The organism is Photorhabdus aballayi (assembly GCF_026153155.1).
Taxonomy (GTDB): domain Bacteria; phylum Pseudomonadota; class Gammaproteobacteria; order Enterobacterales; family Enterobacteriaceae; genus Photorhabdus; species Photorhabdus luminescens.
Map to the genome: position 1 here is coordinate 1 of NZ_JAPFCD010000016.1, position 23,711 is coordinate 23,711.

At 38.3% G+C, this 23,711-nt stretch carries 17 protein-coding genes and 2 pseudogenes; 7 read left to right on the forward strand and 12 right to left on the reverse strand.

All coding sequences use genetic code 11. The features are described from left to right. From tssI to OO184_RS10425, 3 genes are all read right to left on the reverse strand, one after another. Nucleotides 1-755, reverse strand: a 755-nt coding sequence (gene tssI, locus OO184_RS10415) for a type VI secretion system tip protein TssI/VgrG (protein WP_265379123.1), incomplete at its 3' end; no start/stop codon positions are given. A gap of 499 nt (nucleotides 756-1,254) precedes the next feature. Next, a complete protein-coding gene (locus OO184_RS10420; protein ID WP_265379124.1) occupies nucleotides 1,255-2,745 on the reverse strand; it encodes an MFS transporter in 1,491 nt (496 codons plus the stop codon). A 72-nt stretch (nucleotides 2,746-2,817) separates the two neighbouring features. Further along, the gene (locus OO184_RS10425; protein WP_176414673.1) at nucleotides 2,818-2,991 is read right to left on the reverse strand and encodes a DUF1062 domain-containing protein; all 174 of its coding nucleotides are present in this window, start codon (nucleotides 2,989-2,991) and stop codon (nucleotides 2,818-2,820) included. A gap of 658 nt (nucleotides 2,992-3,649) precedes the next feature. Between OO184_RS10425 and OO184_RS10430 the strand changes: the two genes are divergently transcribed. Further along, on the forward strand, nucleotides 3,650-4,045 hold the full coding sequence (locus OO184_RS10430) for a hypothetical protein (RefSeq protein WP_265379125.1): 396 nt from the start codon (nucleotides 3,650-3,652) through the stop codon (nucleotides 4,043-4,045). 8 nt (nucleotides 4,046-4,053) lie between these two features. Beyond that, nucleotides 4,054-4,422 (forward strand): hypothetical protein, encoded by a 369-nt coding sequence (locus OO184_RS10435; RefSeq protein ID WP_265379126.1) that lies wholly within the window; start codon nucleotides 4,054-4,056, stop codon nucleotides 4,420-4,422. Between the two features lie 264 nt (nucleotides 4,423-4,686). On the opposite strand, the pseudogene OO184_RS10440 reads toward OO184_RS10435, so the two are convergent. The 5 genes and pseudogenes from OO184_RS10440 to OO184_RS10460 form a co-directional block, all read right to left on the reverse strand. After that, nucleotides 4,687-5,167, reverse strand: a pseudogene (locus tag OO184_RS10440) (Hcp family type VI secretion system effector). A 350-nt stretch (nucleotides 5,168-5,517) separates the two neighbouring features. Continuing rightward, nucleotides 5,518-6,207 (reverse strand): HipA N-terminal domain-containing protein, encoded by a 690-nt coding sequence (locus OO184_RS10445; RefSeq protein WP_265379127.1) that lies wholly within the window; start codon nucleotides 6,205-6,207, stop codon nucleotides 5,518-5,520. A 3-nt stretch (nucleotides 6,208-6,210) separates the two neighbouring features. Beyond that, entirely contained in the window at nucleotides 6,211-6,441 is a 231-nt protein-coding gene (locus tag OO184_RS10450; protein WP_376712552.1) for a helix-turn-helix domain-containing protein, read from the reverse strand. A gap of 214 nt (nucleotides 6,442-6,655) precedes the next feature. Beyond that, nucleotides 6,656-7,438 (reverse strand): ribonuclease T2 family protein, encoded by a 783-nt coding sequence (locus OO184_RS10455; protein WP_265379129.1) that lies wholly within the window; start codon nucleotides 7,436-7,438, stop codon nucleotides 6,656-6,658. An 88-nt stretch (nucleotides 7,439-7,526) separates the two neighbouring features. Beyond that, nucleotides 7,527-9,482, reverse strand: coding sequence for a bifunctional 2',3'-cyclic-nucleotide 2'-phosphodiesterase/3'-nucleotidase (locus OO184_RS10460; protein ID WP_265379130.1), 1,956 nt, complete (start codon nucleotides 9,480-9,482; stop codon nucleotides 7,527-7,529). Nucleotides 9,483-11,150: 1,668 nt separating this feature from the next. On the opposite strand from OO184_RS10460, the gene OO184_RS10465 reads away from it, so the two are divergent. The 5 genes from OO184_RS10465 to OO184_RS10485 all read left to right on the forward strand — a co-directional run bounded on the left by OO184_RS10465 (nucleotide 11,151) and on the right by OO184_RS10485 (nucleotide 18,054). Continuing rightward, nucleotides 11,151-14,021 carry an aldehyde dehydrogenase family protein gene (locus OO184_RS10465; RefSeq protein ID WP_265379131.1) on the forward strand — a complete coding sequence of 957 codons (2,871 nt, stop codon included), beginning with the start codon at nucleotides 11,151-11,153 and terminating at the stop codon, nucleotides 14,019-14,021. 280 nt (nucleotides 14,022-14,301) lie between these two features. After that, entirely contained in the window at nucleotides 14,302-15,213 is a 912-nt protein-coding gene (gene rdgC, locus OO184_RS10470) for a recombination-associated protein RdgC (RefSeq protein WP_265379132.1), read from the forward strand. A 125-nt stretch (nucleotides 15,214-15,338) separates the two neighbouring features. Further along, on the forward strand, nucleotides 15,339-16,343 hold the full coding sequence (locus OO184_RS10475) for a Fic family protein (protein WP_265379133.1): 1,005 nt from the start codon (nucleotides 15,339-15,341) through the stop codon (nucleotides 16,341-16,343). Between the two features lie 261 nt (nucleotides 16,344-16,604). Beyond that, nucleotides 16,605-17,144, forward strand: a complete 540-nt coding sequence (gene abiEi / locus OO184_RS10480; RefSeq protein ID WP_265379134.1) for a type IV toxin-antitoxin system AbiEi family antitoxin — start codon at nucleotides 16,605-16,607, stop codon at nucleotides 17,142-17,144. Further along, nucleotides 17,134-18,054 (forward strand): nucleotidyl transferase AbiEii/AbiGii toxin family protein, encoded by a 921-nt coding sequence (locus tag OO184_RS10485; RefSeq protein WP_265379135.1) that lies wholly within the window; start codon nucleotides 17,134-17,136, stop codon nucleotides 18,052-18,054. The genes abiEi and OO184_RS10485 overlap by 11 nt, the downstream gene beginning before the upstream one ends. A gap of 121 nt (nucleotides 18,055-18,175) precedes the next feature. Here OO184_RS10485 and OO184_RS10490 read toward each other — a convergent pair whose 3' ends face one another. The 4 genes and pseudogenes from OO184_RS10490 to OO184_RS10505 all read right to left on the reverse strand — a co-directional run bounded on the left by OO184_RS10490 (nucleotide 18,176) and on the right by OO184_RS10505 (nucleotide 23,410). Beyond that, nucleotides 18,176-18,469: a helix-turn-helix domain-containing protein gene (locus OO184_RS10490; protein ID WP_376712553.1), complete on the reverse strand. Its 294-nt coding sequence runs from the start codon at nucleotides 18,467-18,469 to the stop codon at nucleotides 18,176-18,178. Between the two features lie 2 nt (nucleotides 18,470-18,471). Beyond that, nucleotides 18,472-18,800, reverse strand: a pseudogene (locus tag OO184_RS10495) (type II toxin-antitoxin system RelE/ParE family toxin). A 607-nt stretch (nucleotides 18,801-19,407) separates the two neighbouring features. Next, nucleotides 19,408-21,162 (reverse strand): GH39 family glycosyl hydrolase, encoded by a 1,755-nt coding sequence (locus tag OO184_RS10500; RefSeq protein ID WP_265379137.1) that lies wholly within the window; start codon nucleotides 21,160-21,162, stop codon nucleotides 19,408-19,410. Between the two features lie 502 nt (nucleotides 21,163-21,664). Then, complete coding sequence (locus tag OO184_RS10505) at nucleotides 21,665-23,410, reverse strand: GH39 family glycosyl hydrolase (protein WP_265379138.1); 1,746 nt, start codon at nucleotides 23,408-23,410, stop codon at nucleotides 21,665-21,667. Nucleotides 23,411-23,711 lie beyond the last annotated feature (301 nt).

Genomic DNA, 23,711 nt, shown 5'->3' on the forward strand with positions numbered 1-23,711 from the left:
CGCCCGTAACTTTCAAACACCGAATCGTACCCGCTATCGTCGTCGGCTTGCTTCTGATGCTCGAGCGCATATTTGGGGTTCAGAAAGTTATGGTCTTTCTGGACCGTGCCATTCGGGCACAGGTATTCGCCATAACTCCACTGGTACGCCGTGGTATCGGTCTCGTCGGTTTCAGGGTGAGTATTGTAAGTGAGCTGGATATCCGCCTGCATGCCCAGATGGCAATCACAGAACAACATCTGTTTTTCCTCAAACCAGAAGACCATGCCTTCTTCCGCCGCCAGTCGACACCAAAAATCATAGGCCGATTCACGTTTTTGCGTGGTGTATTCCCGTTCGGTATAGTGTTTATAGAGCGTATCGCGGACAAAGAGAATACGGTGCTCTTTCAGCAATTTGGTTAAGATTTCCGGCACGGACTGCCAATGGAAAATACGGCTATCCTGATTCAGCGTCATCAGCCACATATCGGGGCGGATAGTGAAAATATAAAAAGTGCGGCGGCCGTCGGTATTACCCTGTTCAGCCCCGGTTATCAAACCGTTAATGGTCCGTTCGGCCACGCCATTACGGGTAATAGTCAAGGATGCACGGCGACCCAGTTGGTCATTCAGGGGAATATCGTCACGTGAACTCGCCACCTTTAATGTCAGGCTATAAAGCTGTGATAGCTCTTCCTGCAAGGTAAATTGCGATACCTGAAAAGTTGTCTGGGATAGTGCGCCAATTCGGCAGGTGAAAACTAATCCATCCATATTTGAAACCTTACACAATTGAACCATGATCCTAAAACGGGGATCACGCCAGAGGCTATTAAACACGTCATTACATGTTGTTCTTTTAAATAGCGCCGGCCTGTTCCGCAGTAAAAAAATGACAGCGTAAAATCGCCATCATTTAATACGTGGCGTTAGCGAGAACAATAGACCGCGTCCAACTGAGTAGGATGGAGTGGAGACAAATAACAGAGAATTTCGCTCTCTCAATGTTATGACCACAAGATCACGATATTTATCATACGAACACAAAAAAAACGTGACAAATATCACATAAAATGGCGAATTAATCCTTATCAATATAGAGAATGAATAAAAAATAGGGTCACTGGGTTGAATATCAAGGCGAAACCCAAGCGTACCCATGAAACTAAATGAGTAAGGGAACCCGCAAAAATGCGGTTCCCTTATTCAACTATTAACTTCTATTAACTTCCGATTACGAAACGACGGGTGCAATCGATCCTATTCACCTATTTCACTGACGATGAATCGCGGCATGAGATGCATCACTCAGCGAAGAGCGGCGGAAATTGAACCACACCAGCACAGCCATGATCAGGAGAAACAGCGACGCAGCGCCCATCACAGAAAAAACAGCATCGTCGAACGCTGACTTAGCAAGACTGACCAACGCTTGCCCCGCATCCGGCGCCATATCTTTTGCCGCAATCAACGCCCCATCGATACCATCTTTAGCAGCATCGTAAACTGGAGAATCCACTGTAATATCAATGAAATAGCTATAGATGAATGACATAATGCTACCCATGATCGCAATACCCAATCCACCACCTAATTCATAAGAAACCTCTTCAACGGACGCCGCCATACCTGCCCGATTTGGCGGCGCAGCCTGCATGATCGTACTGGACGCAGCGGTCATTGTTGCTCCAAGACACATCCCGAGCGCAAAAAAGCAAACTATCTGCAAAGGTAGAGGCGTTGAAAAACTCGCTATGAGCGCCAGTATGGCAACGGCATACATCAGCAACGAAGTTATGAGGAATCGTGCACTTCCTAAACGAGGAAGAACCCAACCACTCACAGGACTTGCAACAATCGCGCCCAATGAGAATGGCAGGAAATAGAGCCCGGATTGCAAAGGCGTTAATGACAATACCAGTTGCAAACGCTGGCTTAACACCAAATTAAGGCCCATTAAACAGGAGGAAGCCACCAGCCCTGCGATAACCGCGGATGAGAAAGCCGGACTTTTGAACAGGTCAAAATCAATCAACGGATGCGCACTACGTTTTTGCCGTCGAATGAACAGCGCCAGAAAACCTATCGTCAGGGTGGAAGTTATCAATATCCCGATATAAGAGGGCTGCCGTTTGGCAAATTCTTTGATGGCATAAGCGAAGCTTATCAAGACAACCATGATCTGCAATGAGCCAATAAGATCCCACGGATGAGACGAATCTGTTTTCGCCGTTGGGACAAACAACCACGACAGAATGAGTGTCAAAATCACCAAAGGAACGTTGATCAGAAACACTGATCCCCACCAAAAATATTCAAGCAATAAGCCGCCAATCAGAGGGCCTATTGCCGCGCCGCCAGAGGCAACCGCCGTCCAGATCCCAATGGCAAATGATTTCTCATCTTCATCTTCGAATGTCAAAGCAATAATCGACAATGTGGCAGGCATCATAATTGCCGCCCCAACCCCTAATAATGCCCGAGAAACAACCAACATTTCCGGCGAATAAGAGTAGGCCGCCGCCAAGGATGAGAACCCAAAGATGATGAGGCCGTAAACAAACAACCGTTTATGCCCGATGCGATCTCCCAAAGTACCCGCCCCTAGCAACAACCCAGAGACAATAAGAGGATAGATATTCACTATCCATAATTTTTCCGTTGTATTCGCCCCCAAACTGTGGGTCAGACTCGGTAACGCGGTATATAACACTGTCATATCGATAGCAACCAGCGATAACGCGACTGAAACAACAGTGAGCACCCACTATTTCTTTATCGTATTCATTTCATTCATTCCTAACTACTATGTCATCTCTAGGAAATCTGGTGTCATTTAGACGCAATGGTTATCATACTCTTGCAATAAATCATTAACGTTAACGCTAAGAGTGATATCACATTTCAACTTTTTATTTAATTCCGTTTCGGCTATTCCCTGAATAGCGCCTTGAGCAACGAGTCTAGTCACTCGACTACGTGACAATACAAGTTTTTTGGCTGCACTCATTCACCCCGGTCACATAGTTATCTATGCTCCCGGGGATTCGCTCCCTTGCCGTCGCAATGCATCTTGAAATCCATAGGGTATATATAGATCAACATTTAAATTGATTAAGTTAATTACGGCTAAATTAGTCAATTTCAGATCTAATTTTAATAACATTCTATAACATCAGATCTTAAAACCCTTTATCAATTCGTTGCTTAAATAACATTGATGTTTATATTTTTCAGGCCTCGATACAATACACAGCATTCAGATAACAGAAGAGAGAGAATGGCCTTGACGTGAATTGCCATAAGCCTACGAGCAGCGTTTTATCTCGTGTTTTTTCTGGATAGTTTTCTACATCAGGTACTGTTCATTTCGGGATATCAGCACCCTCATAGTTATAATGGGGGAATTTCACTGGCTAAATACGAAAAGCAATGGGAAGAAGTTATACAAATGTTCTGATTTTGTGAGCCACTACACTTGTAGAGTAATGAGGAATGTCATTTTCCACTGGAGTATGTTAGGTAGTTTGTTCACATGTATTCCTTGTAGTTCTAATAGATAGACATAAGCTTGAGAATATTGCTATTATATGGTCGATATGGCTATTTTTATATAAAGTATTAATGTATGAGTTTCTGTCCATTTCCTGTGATTAGGTAGATAAAGTATGACAAACTATATTGAATATTATATGAAAATGAAGATGGAATCCGATCGGATTCTAGAGTTATATGCGGAGAAAATAGGTAGTGGGTTAAAAGAAGTAGCAGAAGACACTGTAGACACAATCGGACTAGGGTTAAAACGAGCACTCTGGAGAACATCATATTTCTTTGATGGATACCGTGATGTAAATAATAATATAAATAGAGAAGATTGGAGAATGATTTTAGCTCTGCGGAGTGTAATAGAAGAAAGGAATTTCATAAAGCAAATAGCAGAAATATTTACTGAACAATTATTAAAAGAAAAAAATGATGAAGCAAGAGAAAGAATATATATTATACCCAATGGATTTCAAGATGCATCGCGACGGCAAGGGAGCGAATCCCCGGGAGCATAGATAACTATGTGACCGGGGTGAGTGAGCGCAGCCAACAAAGAGGCAACTTGAAAGATGACGGGTATATATCTATTTCGATAGCAGAAGTGATATATCAATCCTTAATAAGAAATGTGGTTATAAAGAATATTGCGAGAAAATTTATAAATGCCGGTTTAGTAGCTTTTCAATCATATGGTTACGTTGAGCACGCTGCTATATCAGCAAATAAGCTAAAAAGAGAATGTCCACCTTTTTATTGGGCTTTATATAGCAAAGAGTTGGAAATGTTGTATTTTATAGTTGAACCTGTATTATCGAAAGGAAGTAACCTTATCGGGAAACAGCGCAGTGAAGATGATATTGTTCACGCAATTGCGGATATAATTAACATTTGAGTATGAATATGAGCAAAAAACTTTTCAGTAAAGAGTGGTTTAAGGAGCTTTTTTTTATATTCTTTAAGGATCTTTTATGGTCGTATACTCCTTTGGTAGTTATTGTTATATGGTCATCTATTGCTCTATTCTTTTTTCCAAATGTGTGGGGTTGGTTAACATTATTTGGTGTTATTGTTGTTATTGTTTGCTTTATAATTTTTGCGTATATAAGTGAGAGAAGGAAAAGCTAAGCATATATATTTATATATGCTTAGCTTGTTTTTAATAAACTCTATCATCCCATATGCTATAACCGGATGTGCCAGCTATTTTATGATTCCAAGATATAGATTTGTATTTAAGGAGAATTTTTTCATATGGCATCATATTATTGTTATTTATTGAGTTCGGGTATGTGCATGAAATATCAACAATGCTTGCTTCTGTAAATTTAATTTCATAAAAAAGTTCTAAGTGTCCAGCAGGATTTATTCTGTAAAAGAAAAAAATCGCTGTCATTAGTTCGTTTGAAGATATTGCCATTCCTAACAATGGAGAGGATTTATCTACAGGTTTTATGAATTGAATTGGATGATGATCTACATGTTATTCGCGAGTTATAGTATGATTTAAACTCAATACTTGTATTTGATCTTCGTGCCCTTTTTGATACCGATTTCCTATAGAGTCAAGAGTTGAACAACCAGCAGAAATTAAACCTTGTTTTTTTACCATTTAACGACAAATAAATCATATGTGACATAAGTAATTACCATCTTAGCTTTTTGTTAAATTACCTAAGAGGCGCTGTATCCCTAACTTAGGTTGTAGAATCACAACCTTAGCATTAAAATATAAAAAATTTAATAGTTAAGCACCAAATAAGTACCAAATTTATTTCCTGAACGTTACTATTTTCTTAGGTTGAATCAGTGTTAGGTATTGGGGTTTTGTTATTAATAAAGGAAAATTATGGCCTAATGGGACGAAAACGTAACTTTTCTTTGTAATAAATGACAGATCTAAAAAGTGGAAAATCCATATATTTCACAAAAAAATATGTTCGCACTATTGTTAGTTATAAGTTGCTATAACTTTATATCATTAATTACCTTATATCTTAATTATCACTTTTGCAGAGCGATAATCCCCTGACTGCTCATCAAGGAGGCCAAATGCCTTGGCAATCTTTAGGCAAAGCCATTCGTTTTCACAGCTTTCGCTGAGATCAATATTGTTCTGTTCAATCCTACCAATTGGAAGTTTGAAGATATGACTCGTGGGTGTGCTTCCCCGGGGGCGCTGCCAACATCCCTGATGCCAGAGGAGAGCGGTTTTTTCTTGAGCTCCGGCTAATGAGATCCTGAAATCATCTCGCTCTGTCATTCCCAACGGGGCGCTTTGATACCCTTCTAACAGCTCGGTAATCGCATCATCATTGAGCGGTTCACCAACCATATTACTGACGGAAGGGATATTTGCCCCCTCAGGATAAAGCTGAATGGCCCCTACACAATCCCTTCCCACACTAGCCAATAGATCGAAAGGATGCTTGCTTTGTACCTTAAACCGCGCCTGTATCCTGGCAATAACCACATCCGAATCTGGTAATAGGTTATCGAAGAAGTTGAACACCTCTTTGCCTCCATATCGTTGGGAACTAAGAGGAATTGAAAGTGAGATGGCGCGAGCACCATCCAGGAGCAGCCACTCATCTTTGTACTGAAATGACATCGCGCCAGCACCATCACGAAATAGCGTTCCTACTTCAAAACCATTAAGCGCAACCGTCAACGCTGTCATTGATTACCACTCCTCTTTCCAACCAGAACCTGTTCTTGGCGGACTTCCACGCTCCGACACACGTAGCTCCAATTCCAGCGCGGAGAGTAACTTGAACAATGTCTCTATCTTACTGCCCTCTGGATACTTCTCGAACCCCGATACAGTGCTCTGTTTCATGCCGACCCGATCAGCCGTTTCCCGCTGAGTCAACTTGCTTTTTTTGCGGGCCTCTCTCATTGCAAGTGCGAGCATCTTTGATGATGTGATCTTCATAATTATCCCCTATGACGGATAAATACAAACATATACCCTGTAGGGGATAAACTCAAGTTTATCCCCTATAAAGGATAAAAAAGAAAATATCCTCTGAAAGGGATATATCGGCTATTAAGAGAAAGTAAACCTGACCCACGCAACCGTAGGTCAGGCACATCACTGTGATTTTCCTTTATAGAAAGGAGAACCATCACAACTCACGCTTTGGACAATCAATCACATCGAAATTTTTGCTGTAGCAAATGTAAAATTCATCACGATTGATCTGAATGGCTTTCCCCTTCAATGATGGGTTATTTTTCTGGAGAAATTTAATTAACTGTTCATTAGATGGACGATTACTCGGCAATACTAACTCATCGAACAGTTCCTGCTGTTTACTGAAAAATTGCTCTGGCGTTGCAAACGCGCAAACACCATGTTTTTCCCACTCGGCTTGTAACAGATCTGCCCCTGGAGAAGCGCACAGATAAGGTTCAATCACCTGATAATCCAGTTGTGGCAAATCCCCTTTGCAAAGACGTGGATGTTTGCGAACATCAGACCAATCACGGCACTGAGCCATTGATTTACCGTTGCAGGTTTGCGCCCATAAACCGTGAATTACCCAACTAAATTTGTTTTCGGAGAAGCATTGTAATTCAAATTTTTCATATTCACGCTGCGCCTCAGCATGTTTGTTACTCTTTTTCAGTTGGTTAATCTTCTTTTCTTTGCTCTTACAAAATGCAGGAGAATAACTAATAGCCAGTTTGAAGTAATCTGTCGATGCGGTTGCATTCTGACCATAACTGTCACTTTTAGCAACGTAGTCATAATCCTTCGGCGGAGTCACAGGTAAGATACAGGATGCCCCCGTTTCCAATGTTGATCGAGACTCTAACAAATCAGTCACTGTTGTGACTTCTGGTTGCTTCACACAGCCAACAACCAGCAAAACGAATATTGCTGATAATAAATTAAAAAAACGCATCTTAATTCCTTATGGGAAATTATTTCCCTGTTGATGGTAAACAAACAAAAAACCTGCCCAAATTAGGGCAGGAGACGAACGATTAAAATTATTTTTTTTCAGTCAGATCAATTTGATATACAGCAAAACCGATATCATCATTTTCCAGATATTTCATCGGGTATTGGGAAAACTCTTTGATGAATTTTGCCGCTTTCTCACTTGGAGATGTTTCAAAACGGATATCCAGTTTCTTATCAGTTTTGATTGGCATAATCGACCAGTTACGCTCGGCTTTGGTCGTTACCATTCCTTGCTGTTTAGACATTCTGACAATGTAAGCAACCAAAACAGCACGGTTCTCATCCGGTGAAGCAAATGCGATGTGATCTTCGCCTGTACCGGCAAATTTACCGCCATAGGCACGGTAGTTATTGGTAGCAATGAGAAATTTAGCTTGAGGATCGATTGGTTTACCTTGATAAGTCAGCTCCTTGATACGGTTCGCCCCTTGATTAACAATCTGGCAATCAACGTCATATTTAGCAGGCTGAGTCAGATCAATCTTATAATTCACGCCGCTGATCATATCGAAGTTATAAGTACGGAAGCCGTTCCAGTTCAACAGATACTGCGGCTGAGTTGAATTTGGATCAATCTGGTTATACATGCCGGCCGAACACTCCAGCCATTCAAGCACATCAGCGCCGGTGACTTTCACAACCGCCAGCGTATTGGAATAGAGATACAAATCTGCGGCATTACGGAAGGTTAAATCGCCTTTTTCAACTTCAACAAACTCGTCGGGCGCATTTTTACGCCCACCGACTTTGAATGGCGCCGCGGCGGCCAGAACAGGAATATCCGCTAAATCAGGATCACCCTGAATAAAACGCCGAGCGTAATCTGCCTGTGCGTCATTCACGATTTGCACTGTCGGGTCACTTTGAATCAAAGCCAAATAGCTATACATATTGGCAGATGCTTTGCCAATCAATTTACCCATAAAACCCTGGGTACCTTGATGAGCTTGATCGACAATGTGCGCCAACTCACTATCGCGCTCAACCAGTGCCTTTTTATTCACTTTGTCATAAATCGGGCGCGCTTCCGCTTTTGCCTGCGTTACTTTCCATGTCCCGCTCTGGTTGTCGATAACCATATCAACAACACCTAAATGATCGCCCCATTGACCCGGCATAACGGCCGGAATACCGTTAACCGTACCTTTGGCAATATCAACGCCTTTAATGTCTGCAAATTCTTTACTTGGGAACACCCCATGCGAGTGACCAAACATAATCGCATCAATGCCCTTAACGTCACTCAGGTAATAAACCGAATTCTCAGCCATTGCCTTATAAGGCTCCTTGGAAAAGCCGGAGTGAGGAATAGCTATAATCAAATCCGCCCCCGCTTTTTTCATTTGAGGAACAAATTTTTTCGCGGTTTCAGTAATATCGTTAACAACAACCTTTCCATTCAGATTGACCTTATCCCAGATAACAATCTGGGGAGGTACAAAGCCGATATAACCAATCTTGATGGTATGATTTTTACCCTCCCGATCTTTTACCGGCGTATCAACAATGATATAGGGGGTGAAATAGTTCTTACCGGTTTTCGCATCTATGATGTTGGCATTGATATAAGGGAACTTCGCACCCGCAATGGCTTTTTTCAGATAATCCAAACCAAAGTTAAACTCGTGATTACCAAAGTTACCCACGGTATAACCCATTGTATTCATTAACTGATGTGCTGGATGAACTTCCTCTTTTTTAAGGCCTTTTGCTGCCACGTAATCCGCCAATGGGCTACCTTGAATCAGGTCGCCGTTATCAACCAAAATGGTATTGGAAGCTTCTGCTTTAGCCGCTTTAATTAAGCTCGCTGTGCGTACCAAACCAAATTGTTCTGTAGGCTTATCCTTAAAGTAATCAAAATCAATCAGATTACTGTGAACATCAGATGTTTCCATTACTCGCAAATCAACCGTTGCAGCATGGGCATTGCATGCGACCAATAAGGCTAATGTGGAGACTTTCAACACATTGTTAACCATTTCACACCTCTTTTTTAGGTAATTTAGGAGAACTCAAAATCAACTCTCCTTATCACTGTCAACTTATAAGTACAGATGAGCGTCGGTTTCCACAATCATCCGTTTTTATTTTTCATAAGCTGGATTGTCGCTGTTTGCGCCATCATATGCCGCTTCAACAAACAAACGCAGACTATTGTACTGAGAAATTGTTAAACGTTTATCTCAACCAACAAGATAAATCTGTTTTTTTATAGTTAGGGTCTTTTCATTTTTAACACGCAAAAGAGTTACCCTCAGACATACCACCTTGCCAGGATCTCGCCTCTTCTATAACACGAGCATGACAAAATCTGCTCTTTAGCCACCTTCAACAGCATTTAATTTTAGTTAAGTTAGAATAAAATACCTATAATACTTCGTATTTAATTATTAGCTTTATTTATGAACAAAAATCTCGCTATTCAATTGAACCGGTAAAATATTCAGGCTAATAAATACGCCTCATAACATTACCGTATAAAGCACAATTGTTAACAAATTGTAAATATTTTTATGCAATCAATTATCATCCATATTATGGTCTCCTTATATAAATGTTTATGGTATTTAATTATAAAATAACCGTTAATTTAGGTTATAATGATTGAACTCTTTTAATTAAAAAAGAACGATTTTATTAGAATTTCAATTTTCTGATGTAACTTTCAACCAAATAGTCTATTGTAAGTCTATAATAAATAAAAGCAAAAATCATTTTCGTGATAAAATGCACAATTACATCGTTAAACAAAAAAATAATTACAATTATTTGTGATAATAATCACATCACCATATAAATTTATCCTTCTAATTGAATGTTATTAATCACATTATTTATGGGAAAATTATTTTAAGATTAAAATTTAAATATTTAGTTTAAATATAAATCCATTTTAACTCTTAAATAATAAAATATTAAAAAATATAAAAAACAATGTTATTCATTTTACATAAAACTAATTTCTAGAATTAATTAAGACTATTTATTATAAAATATCACCATATATTAAAGATATTATAAAAAGTAAAAAACTTATTTATTTCTTTAAATAAAATAAAAATAACAAATTAATTTACAAACAAAATATAAAAATCAATTATCATACTGATTTAAAAGAAAAAATAATATCAGATCTATTTTTAAAATTAAAATCTGGTAATAACTTTATCACCATTATAATTACTATAAACGACTTTTCTGATCAGCATGACACATTCACCTATCTCCCCTACTATCTCACTCAATTCAGCAATGAAGAGAAAATAAAAAAATTTATGTTTCCCTCTTGACCAGCAACAATAATTACATTAATTTTATTTAACATTATAAACAATATCATTAAACTTCATCATCTCAAGTACTGTAGCGGCCTGAATGAATTTAACATAAATTAATAGCAATAATTGATTATAGTAATAGTTAATTAGCTAGAACTAGCATTAACTATTCATTCATTTTAAAGAGGTTTTAAGGTTAATCGCTGACATCAAAGCAAAAAACATAAAATAATCTAACATCTTACAGCATAAGCATTTTTTTCATCAGGATTACTGAGGATTTCCTGACAAGTTGATAACGCCTCTACCGTCTTTATTCATCACCATTAACCCTAAATAATCAAAACATTATGATGGAGGTAACTGCAAATGAAATGGTATGTCAAGGAAGCCCTCGAAATTAATCAGGCTATACCATATGAGGAATCAATCAATATCGAAGCGGGTTTTGGACCAACAGGGCTGCCACACATAGGAACCCTTTGTGAAATCCTCCGTGCCAATCTCATCAAAACCGAATTGGAGAAAATAGGCAGAACAGTTAATTTTTATCTCATTTCAGATGATTTGGACCCTTTCAGAAAAATGCCGTTGAATATTCCAAATGCTGAAAAATTAACGCCTTATCTAGGCCAACCGATAAGCAAAGTGCCGGACCCTTTCGGCAATTTTCCGTCATTCTCTGAAATGGCGGAATATCAACTCATGAAACTCGCCACAGAATATGAAATAGAGTGCCAGCTAGTCAGGAACTCTTTAGCCTATCAAAATGGCGATTACAATGATGAAATCAAACTATTCCTGCAAAATTTCTCAGTGCTAAATCAAATATGCAAGGAATCAACAGGATCTTTAAGACAAAGAACCTACAGTATGATTATGCCGATTTCTGAAAGAACTGGCGCCGTACTGGAACATATTATCGTTACCGGCGTGAACCCTGCCTCGGGAGAAATAACCTATTACATACCTGGCGATGAAGTCATTAATAAGCCCGGTTATGAATATGGCGTAGAAATTCGGGAACTTTATAAAAATGAGATACTAGATCAAGAGCAAACTATTTCGGTACTAAACGGTAAATCCAAACTTCAGTGGAAAGCAGACTGGGGTATGCGCATCCTTGCCAGAAACATTCATTTTGAAATGCATGGTGAAGATTTGCTGGTTTCCGCCGCGGTTGTGCGCCAGATCGCGGGCGCATTAAACAGGCCAATTCCACGTTTTTACAAATATGGGCTTTTTCTTGATGATGCAGGTAAAAAAATATCGAAGTCGAAAGGAAATAGTTTCGCTTTGGATGATGTTCTCCACCTGCTTACACGAAACGCAATCCGCACTTACCTTTCAAAAGAGCCCCAGAGATCGTCTAAATTTTATGTAGCGCTGGCGCCACATCTCAATGATCAAGTGAGTATTTCGCAAAAAGATAGAAAACGATTATCTTTTTCGAAGATAGCAAGAATATTACACGCGTCAAAACCGGCGAGTAAACTCGCGGCTGAGAATTTTCTAAATCGCTATAAAAAACCGGGGGAATCTATTTCAGAACAGGAATTGGAAATAAGTTATAATTATTATATCAGGACATGCAAAAACGAAAATCAAGGGTTGCAAAACATTAAAGAAGAAAGTTATTTCTTAGCCATTGCCAACTCAATAAGCGCAGGAGAAATATCAACTAAAGATCAACTTTTCCAGCATATAATCAATATATATGAAGACCATTTTTCAGATGACAAATCATCCCAAATATGGTCTCTGCTCTATCGAGGGTTATTCGGCGATACTAAAGGTCCACGTATTAAAACATGGTTAAATTTAAATGAGATGCAATATATTTTAACCCATTTTAAAAACCCACATAAAAACAAGGTAGAAAATAGCATTAATAAAGAAGTTAATATTTCTCAAAAAGAGAAATTCATAAACAATAAGATCGAGGAGACTCCAATATATATGACTAAGTTATACAGCAAAATTAATTTCACCGAAATTAGAAAAAAATGCGACGAACTTTCCTCAGCTTTACAGAAAAATCGCGAGGCTCTAGTTGAAGCGCTCTCTGGCTATCAATGTAAAAACGTCACTGAAGATGAAATTCTTCGTTCAATGGATGTCTTGAATAACATTGAGAACAACAGAGAATATTTCAAAAAGAAAATTTATGGCGTCACGTCATTTCTCCCGCTTAACCAACCCATTTATGCTTCTGTATGTTTTGGTTTTATCCCCTCGCTTATGGCAGAAAACGTATGCATACGCCCTCCTACAGCCATGCATACACACTATAAGAAATTTGGGGAAGTTATTAATTTATCGGAATTTTCTCCGACACTATCCATTTCTTATGAAGATAAAGAATTATTTTTAAGTCAACGAGTAAAAATAACTGATGCGGTAATTTTTACCGGAACGCCAGAGAATGCGATAAAAGTACGTAAACATTTCAGAAAAAACATTTTATTTATTCTTAATGGCGCCGGTCATAATCCACTCGTTATCTCAAAAGATGCAGATATTAATCTGGCCGTTGAAAGTGCAAAACGAGTCGTTCTGTACAATCAAGGGCAGGATTGCGCGGGTCCGAACGCCATATTAGTGCACAATGATATATACGATCTATTCAAAGAGCGATTAATTTCTGACTTGAAGAATATGGAAGATAAAGTCGGACCTTATAGCGACTATAAAAATATTGTCGGCCCTAATAGCGACATTGATCACAGTGTAAAAATTGCCTCAATATTTAAAGCAAATCGACCCTATTGCACCTATGGAGGAGACGTTAATCCCATCAATGGGATGATAAAACCGACGGTTTTCGAGAAAGAATTATCGTTAGGCGGCAATTATAAAGAATTTTTCGCTCCCGTTTTCTTTTTACAGAAATATTATCAAGATCAAGATTTAATTCATTATTTTTCTGATCCTTTGTATCCTGCTAATGCTATGTATATATCTCTGTTTGGTTCCAGTGATTATATCCATCATCAACTCAGCGAACGCCTTCATCTGCCAGATAGTATTCTTAGTAATACTGACTTACATCTGGAAGAGCACGGCTATCTTCCCTATGGTGGTCAAGGACCGGCTGCTTCATGCCTTTGGTACGAAGGTAATAGGATTAACGGCAGTACGTTGCCGCAGCGTGATATATATCATTATTTAATTGAACCCTTTGATACCCTTCCCACGCCAAAGGGTGAAAAACGCCACTGCGCTCAAGCAAGAATTTAAACCACTCCGGTGAATCCTCACTTCAACGGATGACCTGACCGCGCCGTACTTCCATAAGTAAGCACGGCGTGTCTCAGCACTTGATGGAAATATAACGCCAATTAGCCGCAACTGTTTTAACTCAGCTTGATGAACTGTAGACGCCGATGCTTTTAAGAGAAAAGCCGCCAATTTGCATAATTGACATAATAAACTAGGGCTTATCTCTATGATTCGCTATCATGCTGTCTTATGTTTGCAATGCTCACCGATTCATTGAGCAAAAATATGGGGTAATTTTATGTTGTGGTTCAAAAATTTAATGATTTACCGTTTAAACCGGGAAATTTCACTTTCTGCGGATGAACTGGAAAAACAATTGAGTCCGTTAGCATTCACCCCATGTGGCAGTCAAGATATGGCGAAAACAGGTTGGGTGCCGCCAATGGGTTCACACAGTGATGCTTTTACTCATGTCGCTAATAACCAAATTCTGATTTGCGCCCGTAAAGAAGAAAAGATGTTGCCTTCACCAGTTATCAAACAAGCGCTACAGGCAAAAATTGAAAAACTGGAAGGAGAACAGCATCGCAAGCTTAAAAAAACAGAGAAAGATTCTCTGAAAGATGAAATATTGCATACCCTGCTACCGCGGGCATTTAGCCGATTCAGCCAAACTTATATTTGGATCGATATCGCCAATAATCTGATCGTTGTTGACGCTGCCAGTGCTAAACGAGCCGAAGATAATTTGGCATTATTGAGAAAAAGTCTGGGTTCTTTACCTGTTGTCCCCCTGACATTCAAAGATCCAATAGAATTAACTCTAACAGAATGGGTACGTTCCGGTGATTTGCCAACAGGTTTTGCTTTAATGGATGAAGCTGAACTAAAAGCTATTCTGGAAGAGGGTGGCGTGATTCGTTGTAAAAAACAAGATTTGGTTTCTGATGAAATCGCTACCCATATAGAAGCCGGCAAATGTGTCACCAAACTAGCGCTCGATTGGGAAGAACGTATTCAATTGATGCTGTCAGATGATGGCGCTTTCAAACGTATAAAATTCAGTGATACGCTGCGTGAACAAAATGATGACATTGACCGGGAAGATTTTGCCCAACGGTTTGATGCTGACTTTATTCTGATGACCGGTGAATTAAGTGCGCTGATTAAAAGCACCATTGAAGCATTAGGCGGCGAAGCAGAAAAATAACCATACAATTCATCCAATAATCGCCAGTCTATTGCTCGTTCCCCCTTACTGGCGATAATATCAACCTATTTCCAGAGCCAATAATAACGTTAAAGCTATCCACGGTAAGCCAATTAAGGTATTCAATGAATTCAGCTAACAAAAGCTATCAACCCCCCTTCTCAATTACAGTTAAAATGATCCAATTAGTTGCTGAAATCAGTGAGAATATCGGGCGGTTAAGTACAGAGCAGGAGCAAATAAAAGCCCTGCGATTGAGACGCATCAATCGGATACTAGCCATTCACGGTTCACTGGCAATTGAAGGTAACTTACTTGATGTAAGCCAAATCACCGCCATTATTGAAGGAAAGCGAGTTATTGCGCCAATCAGTGAAATACAAGAAGCACGTAACGCTATCTTGGCTTATGAAAAGCTTAACCATTGGCATTTCACATCAGAGCAAAACTTACTGGAAGCCCATTATGTTCTCATGAAAGGATTGCTAGATAATGCCGGCAGTTATCGGCACAGCGGCGTCGGTGTAATGGATGGAGAAAAAGTGATTCATATGGCGCCACAGGCAAACCGGGTTCCAAAGCTGATGGGCGACCTTTTTCACTGGTTAGGCTCTACTGATATTCACCCACTTATTGCCAGTTGCATTTTCCATTACGAATTTGAATTCATTCATCCGTTTGCCGATGGAAACGGCAGAATAGGCAGATTATGGCAAACACTAATCCTAAACCACTGGAATCCATTATTCGAATTTATTCCCGTTGAAAGCCTGATTTATGAACATCAAGCTCATTACTATCAGGCAATTAATCTCAGTAGCCAACTCATTGATTGTGCGCCATTTATTGAATTTATGCTGCACATGATCCGTGATGCAATTCTGACATCTACCCATCAGGCTACCCAACAAGTTAAACAACTAATTATGGTATTGAAAGGGGAAATGAACCGTGGGCAACTGCAATCAGCCCTTGGATTAAAAGATCGTAATTCATTCCGTCAGCGCTATTTGCAACCCGCTCTAGAAACGGGATTAATTGAAATGAGCCATCCAGAAAAACCTAGCAGCCCATTACAGCGCTATCGTTTGACAGAAAAAGGGGTGAATTTAAAAACTCACCACAAATAGCGAACAGTAACCAATCCCTATCCTATCGGAAGCTTCGATGAAAACCTTCACAAATAAAATAGGACTATAATATTTAATTAAATATCAATATCTTAATAAAATAATTCAACCACATCAGCGAAACATTTACCCCTTTCACTATTTCGGCCACATTCATTAAGTAGACATCAAAACTATAAATATAGTGCTTTAATGTCTACTTAAAATAACTATAATCAAGTGAACATCAAAACCATAAACACATAGAGTTATTGTTTAGTTATGGATAAATCTACTGCATTTAAACGTTTTATTGACTGGGATAAAAAAGGGCGATGTGTCTTCACCCTTGCCGATCTCAGAAAAATCTTTCCTGAAGATAGCCCCAAAACACTCCAGGCGGGCTTAAATCGTCTGGTTAAAGAATCGATGCTTTCACGACCTGTACGCGGGATTTATCTGTTTAACCTTGCTCATAGTCACGATAGTTACACCATTGAACATATTGCCAAAGCTCTACGACGCGGTGAATACAATTACGTTAGCCTTGAATCAGCATTAAGTGAATATGGCATTATTTCACAGATCCTGATCGATAGACTCACCGTGATGACAACAGGCCGAAAAGGTCTTTATCACACTCCACTGGGTACTATTGAATTCACTCATACCAAACGCCAACAGGAAGATATCTTAGCGAGTATCACGCAAGCAGACCGCCCTTTGAGACTCGCCAAACTTGAATGCGCATTACGTGATTTAAAACGAGTTGGTCGCAATACCCATTTGGTGAATAAGCAGGAGATTACACATGGTCAATAAAGCAAATTTCGCCCAACTTATAGAATTAGCAATGCAGGTACCCGGACGTTCCCATATGCGACCTGTTATTGAGAAGGAACTGTTGCATTACGATATTCTCTATTGCCTTGATATCAATGGATTACTTGATCAACTCACTTTCCAAGGAGGAACATCTCTGCGTTTATGTCACGGTGCTCCACGTTTTAGCGAAGATCTAGACTTTTCCGGTGGTGTTAACTTTAATCGTAATCAATTACAAGCCATGAAAACATGTTTGGAACATTACATTGGCAAACGTTACGGCTTTGAGGTTTCAGTTAAAGAGCCCGCCGATTTAAGAAACGAGCCTGAATATGCTGGCCTTAATATAGATAAGTGGCAAGTTTCAATTGTCACCGCGCCTGAGCGCAAAGATCTCCCCAAACAGAGAATCAAAATTGAAATTGCCAATATCCCTTCTTATTCTCGGGAACCAAAAGCATTAATGACCAACTACAACTTTCTACCGGATGGCTACGCCGATACACTGGTATTAACCGAATCATTGGATGAAGTCATGGCAGATAAACTGGTTTCTCTGGTCAATACACAACGCCATGTGCGGCACCGAGATATCTGGGATTTGCGCTGGCTAAAACAGCAAGGAGCTACCCTGCGTATGGATTGGGTTAATAACAAGATTACAGATTATCGTATTAGTGATTATCCAGACAAATTAGCCAATATTCTGACACGTTTGCCTGCAATTATTAAAGGTGATGCTTTCCGTAATGAAATGAAACGTTTTATCCCACAAGATGTCCAGGAACGCACGCTGCTCAAAGAAAAATTCTTTACATTTTTAACTACTGAAATCGCTGATATGCTACAACGAGTACAAAACTTACTAAACAGTTGCTCAACATCCGAAAACGAATTCATTATGTAGATAAACTAAAATATCACTAAGATATTACAGATTATTGACAAAGCGCTGGTTTTTTTATCCAGAACTTTGTCAATAATCTGAGAGCAACCACCAGGTTGCTCTTACCAACATGTGAATGAATTCAATCGGCCTGAAAAACAAATCGTCCGCCTAAAACAGCAGCATAGCGATTGAGTGTTCCCAACTGAGGATCAACCACCCCTCTTTCCAGTCGGCTGATATTCTGTTTCTGGGTTCCCATCCGACAGGCAACATCTTCCTGAGTCATTTTGCAGGCTTTGCGCGCCAGTTTGAGTTGCTGGACAAGAGCCTTGCGAGCCTGAAGATCATCCCATGCCTCCAGCCCTTCAGTTGTTGCCAGGAGCTCAGCCTTAACATCAGACAGCGTAACGAAATCGTAATCATCACTGTTCATTTTCATTCCAGCATCCTCTTTACCACTTTCATTCGTTCCCGGGACAGTTCCAGTGACGTTTTAAGTGTCTTCTGGGTCTTTTTCTGCAAAACATGTACTACAAAAATTTGTCTGCCCGTATGAAAGAAGAAAAATCCACGCGCAATACCTTACGGGCACTTACTCTCAACTCTTTCAGTCCATTGCCTACATCCCTCACTCTTGGTTCCCTGAGCTCCGGTCCTGAATTTTCGAGTGCTTCCATTGCATCAACAAGCGCGACCTGTAACCCTACAGGAAGTCTTCGTGACTCCTTACGGACGGCGCCAATTACCGTTACGGTAAATTTCATATCAGCATCCTTGTAATCATATACGATGACTTTACTCCATCAAAACAAAGCAATCAACAATGATTACTTTCAAACATTACTTATCTGATATTCTCCAGTTTGTTTGGTACATAGAGACGTTCACGGGCCCAGATAACCTCGGGTGTATCCCGAACAATCTTATAAATTTATTGAATACACGAATTATTAACGCTGAGTAAAGCCGAATTTAATAATACACCTTAATTTTATCCATATTTATTACATAGTTTAATTCAATAAAATCATAATACATATTAAAAACATATATTACCTTATAACCAAACAAAGATAATTACTATTAATTTATTAATAACAAACACCTATTAATTCCGAATCAACCTTATTCCAATAAATTACTCACCATGATTAAACAGGCCCTTATACCCGTTATCTTTCAAGTTGCCTCTTTGTTGGCTGCACTCACTCACCCCAGTCACATAGTTATCTATGCTCCCGGGGATTCGCTCCCTTGCCGTCGCGATGCATCTTGAAATCCATAGGGTATATAAGAGCCTGAATAACTTTATTCTCCAATTATTAACGGAAAGAAAAATAATCTATTCTAATATTTCCTCTGCATATAAAATTAATGATGAATGAGCTCTAATGAATACAGTGTTACCGTTGAAGGTTTCGCACCTTTATCTACCAACGTTAATTTATTATTATCTATAGACACATTAATCTGGTTAGTCACCTCTGGCGGTGTTATTTGTGCCAGCGATCCGCCTTCTTGAATACGATATGCTTTAATTTTAACTTTCTTGCAACCTATATGATCAATCACCACGGTAACGCCTTGGTCACTATGAGTATAATCGCGAGTTTTAGGTCTCAAAAGAGAATCTTCAGGAAGTTGTTGTACTGGCTCCTTCTGTACTACCGCATTATTAGATTGAATGGTTGTCGGATCAACACCACCAAACCATTTATTCTTACTACAGGTATCCGTTAATTGATCTAATGTCCGACTCGTATCCAAATAGTATTGTCGATATAAATCCGCCGGAACTGGTGGTACACTACCATCAGAAAAACTCTTATCCACTTTATAATTTGCTGCGAGGATATTAATTTTATTACCCGATTTATTTTCGGCCGCTAAAACCGTTAAGCCAGTTGAAAAATCCTTTTGACCACTTAATATATAAGGTGTTTTTAATATTCTAGCAAAAAGACCAAAAGATTGGGCTGAGTAAGTACAGAAATTCCTAACGCTTGGGTTTTTAGGATTAGGTTGATCATTAAACAAGCCAAAAGATAAACCATCCCCACGATAATAATGAGCCAGGTCAACTTTAGTATATTGCATATAAATCAATGAGGAGGCGATATAGGCTGCATTTTTAGGACTCTGCACTTTGGTAAATGTATTTCTCGATCCAAAAGGAGTTGAGTTCCACTCAGTACAAATACTCTCTGTCTTAGTAAAGCCATAAGTATGCAAACTTTTCTGAATCGTATTACCCATATCAATAATGTTTTGTGGATCTCCAGTATCAACATATCCATGCCAGGAAAAGAAATCTAACGGTACATGATTATCCCGACAATATCGGAAAAATCCGTCAATATAATGTCCTCCTGCATGATTACTAAACGAAATACCTGCACCACCGACTTTAGCATCAGGATCAACCACCTTAATTAATCTGACTACTTTTTCATATAATTGATAATATTTTTGTGGATCATCCGTATTCCAGAAAAACATCAAATCAGGCTCGTTCCAAATCTCCCAATAGCTTATTTTTCTCGGCAACCCAATGCTGGCATAGTTTACACCATAACGATTTACCAAGGCTTTAACTAATGCTGCATAAACATCAAAATCCTCTGGTATTTCATAACCGCCATCAAGTGAACGCCCAATACGGAAAAAAATTTGTCGCTGAATATTATCTGGATTTACATCTGCTTTATTATTCAAAACATCACGCAGATAAGTATCGGTCATTTCATAATTGGCATCTTTTAATGCAAGATTCACATCATGATTTCTCATCCCGATAGCCGCATTGGGAAAAATACTTCTGACATTTGCAATATCAGCAACAAGCTTTTTAGCCGCGGGTTTCTTTTCCTCCGGTACGTTGATAATCATTTGATCTTGGTTATTTTTTCTATCCACCTGGAAATAATTATCTATATCCCCAATACCAAAGCCGTCATGGAGCCGGACATGGGTAACTCCTATCTGATTAAATTCATTATCTAAATCAGGGAAACCCGGCGCTATCGATTTAGGAAGACCATTGACGCCATTAACCGCTTTAAGACGTGAATTATACCCTGCTGATAGATCTCGATGATTTTTATTAAATGAAAAAACTTTAGTCATAATATCCTCTATATTAATTAAGAAATTGTATCCCTATAACCTAAAAACAATATCAAAGAATAAATACATTTATCCAACAATTCAATAACAATAAATGAATGGAAGACTTAGATAACAATTAAATATCACTTTTAACTACAACTTAAAATCCCCATCTATTACTTTGAATTTATTGAATTAAATAAACAATTACATTAATACAATTATTTCCTGTAATAAAATTGACTCTGTAAGTTATTTAACCAGATAATCATTAAAAGAGAAAAAATATATCTCAATCAACCAAGAGTGGTATTAATAACAATAACAAAATAGCACATGGCAAAATCATATAGAGAGTAAATTATATTGAAAAATATCGTGAAAAAAATCATTAACACATATTACAATGAATCATTATTAAACAGGCTCTTTTCAGAACCTGTCAGATTAAAATGATTTTATTTTACATTGATTAATTTAATGGAAAAAATTTACTATAATATTCCCATTGTATATAAGATCAATTATTCTCTAGCTCCAACGAATATAATGTTACCGTTGCAGGCTTCGCTCCCTTATCCACTAGCGTTAATTTATTATTAGCGATAGATACATTAATCTGGTTAGTCACTTCCGGGGGTGTCATTTGTGCCAGCGATCCACCTTCTTGAATACGGAACGCTTTAACTTTAAATTTTTTATAACCTATATGATTAATCACTACAGTGACGCCTTGGTCACTATCAGTATAATCACGATTTTTAGCTCTCAACATATTAGTCGGAAATGGCTTAACAGGATCATGTTGCACTACCGCATTATCAACATGAATTGTTGTCGGATCAACGCCACCAAACCATTTATCCTTACTCCAGGTATCCGTCAATTGATCCAGTGATCGGCTAGTATCCAGACAGTGTTGTTGATATAAATAATCGGGTGCCGCATTACCATCGGCAAGACTCTTATCAACTTTATAATTTGCGGCAAGGATATTAATTTTATTGCCTCCAGCATTCTCAGTTGCCAAAACAGTCAGGCCTGTTGAGAAATCCCTATTACCACTTAAAATATAAGGTGTTTCGAACATTCTGGCAAACAGATAAAAGGATTGAGCTGCATAGGTACAGAAATTTTTAACACATGGATTTTTAGGATTAAGCTGATTATTAAATAAACCAAAAGATGAACCATCTCCCCGATAATAATAAGCTCTATCGGCTTTTATATATTGCATATAGATAAACGTGGAAGCAATATATGCCGCATTTTTAATCCCCTGCACTTTTGTATATGTATTTTTTGTCGCAATAGGACAGGAATTCCATTCAGTACAGAAACTTTCTACATCGGTAAAACCATAAGTATGCAAACCTTTTTGAATCGTATTTCCTACATCAATAATGTTTTGCGGGTCTCCAGTTCCAACGTATCCATGCCAGGAAAAGAAATCTAATGGCACATCATTATCTCTACAATATCGTAAAAGTCCTTCAAAGTAATCTTCTTTTACTTTATAAATAAACGCAATACCAGCACTACCTACTTTAACCGAAGGATCAACCGCTTTAATTATCCTTGCAATTTTCGCATATAATTCATAGTATTTTTCAGGATCATTATTATTCCAGAAAAAATTTAAATCAGGTTCATTCCAAACCTGCCAGTAGGTTATTTTTCCTGGCAAACCGATTTTTTCATAGTTTAAAGCGTAGCGATTCACCAACTTGCTAACTAATTCTGCATAAATATCAAAATCCTCTGGTATTTCATAACCACCATCAACGGAACGCCCAATACGAAACATAATCTGTCTCTGAATATTATTTAGGTTTAGTTCAGTTTTATTATTCATAATGTCACGCAGATAAGCGTCAGTCATGTTATAATTAGCATCTTTTAATGCAAGACTAATATCATGAGTTCTCATACCGACAGCAGCATAGGGAAAGATACTTCTGATATTTGAAATATCAGCGAATAGTTTTTTAGCCGCAGGTCTATTTTCTTCTGGGACATTAACCATAATTTGATTTTGATCATTGATTCGATCTGAGTGGACATAATTATCCATATCGCCAATACCAAAACCATCATGAAGCCGAATATGGGTAATTCCCATCTGATTAAATTGATCATCTAAATCAGGGAAACCCGGCATCAAAGATTTAGGAACACCATTGACACCATTAACTTCTTTAAGCAATGAGTGATGCCCTGAGGATAAATCTCGATGATTTTTATTGAATGAAAAAATTTTAGTCATAATAAACCTCTATATTCGTTAAGAAATAATATTGCTATAAATCAAAAATAATACAGAAGAATAAATATATTTCTCTAACAACTCAACAACAATAAATGAATCGAATACTTAGAGAATAGTTAAACATCATCTTTCACTATATATTAAAATTGCCATCTATTAATTTTGATTTATTACAGCAATCAATAATCACATAGATACAATTATTTTCTCCAATAATCTAACCTGTGATTTATTTAACAAAATCAGCACCAATAAATAGCTATCTCAATAATAAATTGATATTAATAACGACAGTAAA

What these genes read in the sequence shown, in the direction of transcription:
- OO184_RS10425 (WP_176414673.1), bottom strand. Translation starts at nt 2,991, where the DNA reads ATGAGTGCAGCCAAAAAACTTGTATTGTCACGTAGTCGAGTGACTAGA.
- OO184_RS10430 (WP_265379125.1), top strand. Translation starts at nt 3,650, where the DNA reads ATGACAAACTATATTGAATATTATATGAAAATGAAGATGGAATCCGAT.
- OO184_RS10445 (WP_265379127.1), bottom strand. Translation starts at nt 6,207, where the DNA reads ATGACAGCGTTGACGGTTGCGCTTAATGGTTTTGAAGTAGGAACGCTA.
- OO184_RS10450 (WP_376712552.1), bottom strand. Translation starts at nt 6,441, where the DNA reads ATGCTCGCACTTGCAATGAGAGAGGCCCGCAAAAAAAGCAAGTTGACT.
- OO184_RS10455 (WP_265379129.1), bottom strand. Translation starts at nt 7,438, where the DNA reads ATGCGTTTTTTTAATTTATTATCAGCAATATTCGTTTTGCTGGTTGTT.
- OO184_RS10460 (WP_265379130.1), bottom strand. Translation starts at nt 9,482, where the DNA reads ATGGTTAACAATGTGTTGAAAGTCTCCACATTAGCCTTATTGGTCGCA.
- OO184_RS10465 (WP_265379131.1), top strand. Translation starts at nt 11,151, where the DNA reads ATGAAATGGTATGTCAAGGAAGCCCTCGAAATTAATCAGGCTATACCA.
- rdgC (WP_265379132.1), top strand. Translation starts at nt 14,302, where the DNA reads ATGTTGTGGTTCAAAAATTTAATGATTTACCGTTTAAACCGGGAAATT.
- OO184_RS10475 (WP_265379133.1), top strand. Translation starts at nt 15,339, where the DNA reads ATGAATTCAGCTAACAAAAGCTATCAACCCCCCTTCTCAATTACAGTT.
- abiEi (WP_265379134.1), top strand. Translation starts at nt 16,605, where the DNA reads ATGGATAAATCTACTGCATTTAAACGTTTTATTGACTGGGATAAAAAA.
- OO184_RS10485 (WP_265379135.1), top strand. Translation starts at nt 17,134, where the DNA reads ATGGTCAATAAAGCAAATTTCGCCCAACTTATAGAATTAGCAATGCAG.
- OO184_RS10490 (WP_376712553.1), bottom strand. Translation starts at nt 18,469, where the DNA reads ATGAACAGTGATGATTACGATTTCGTTACGCTGTCTGATGTTAAGGCT.
- OO184_RS10500 (WP_265379137.1), bottom strand. Translation starts at nt 21,162, where the DNA reads ATGACTAAAGTTTTTTCATTTAATAAAAATCATCGAGATCTATCAGCA.
- OO184_RS10505 (WP_265379138.1), bottom strand. Translation starts at nt 23,410, where the DNA reads ATGACTAAAATTTTTTCATTCAATAAAAATCATCGAGATTTATCCTCA.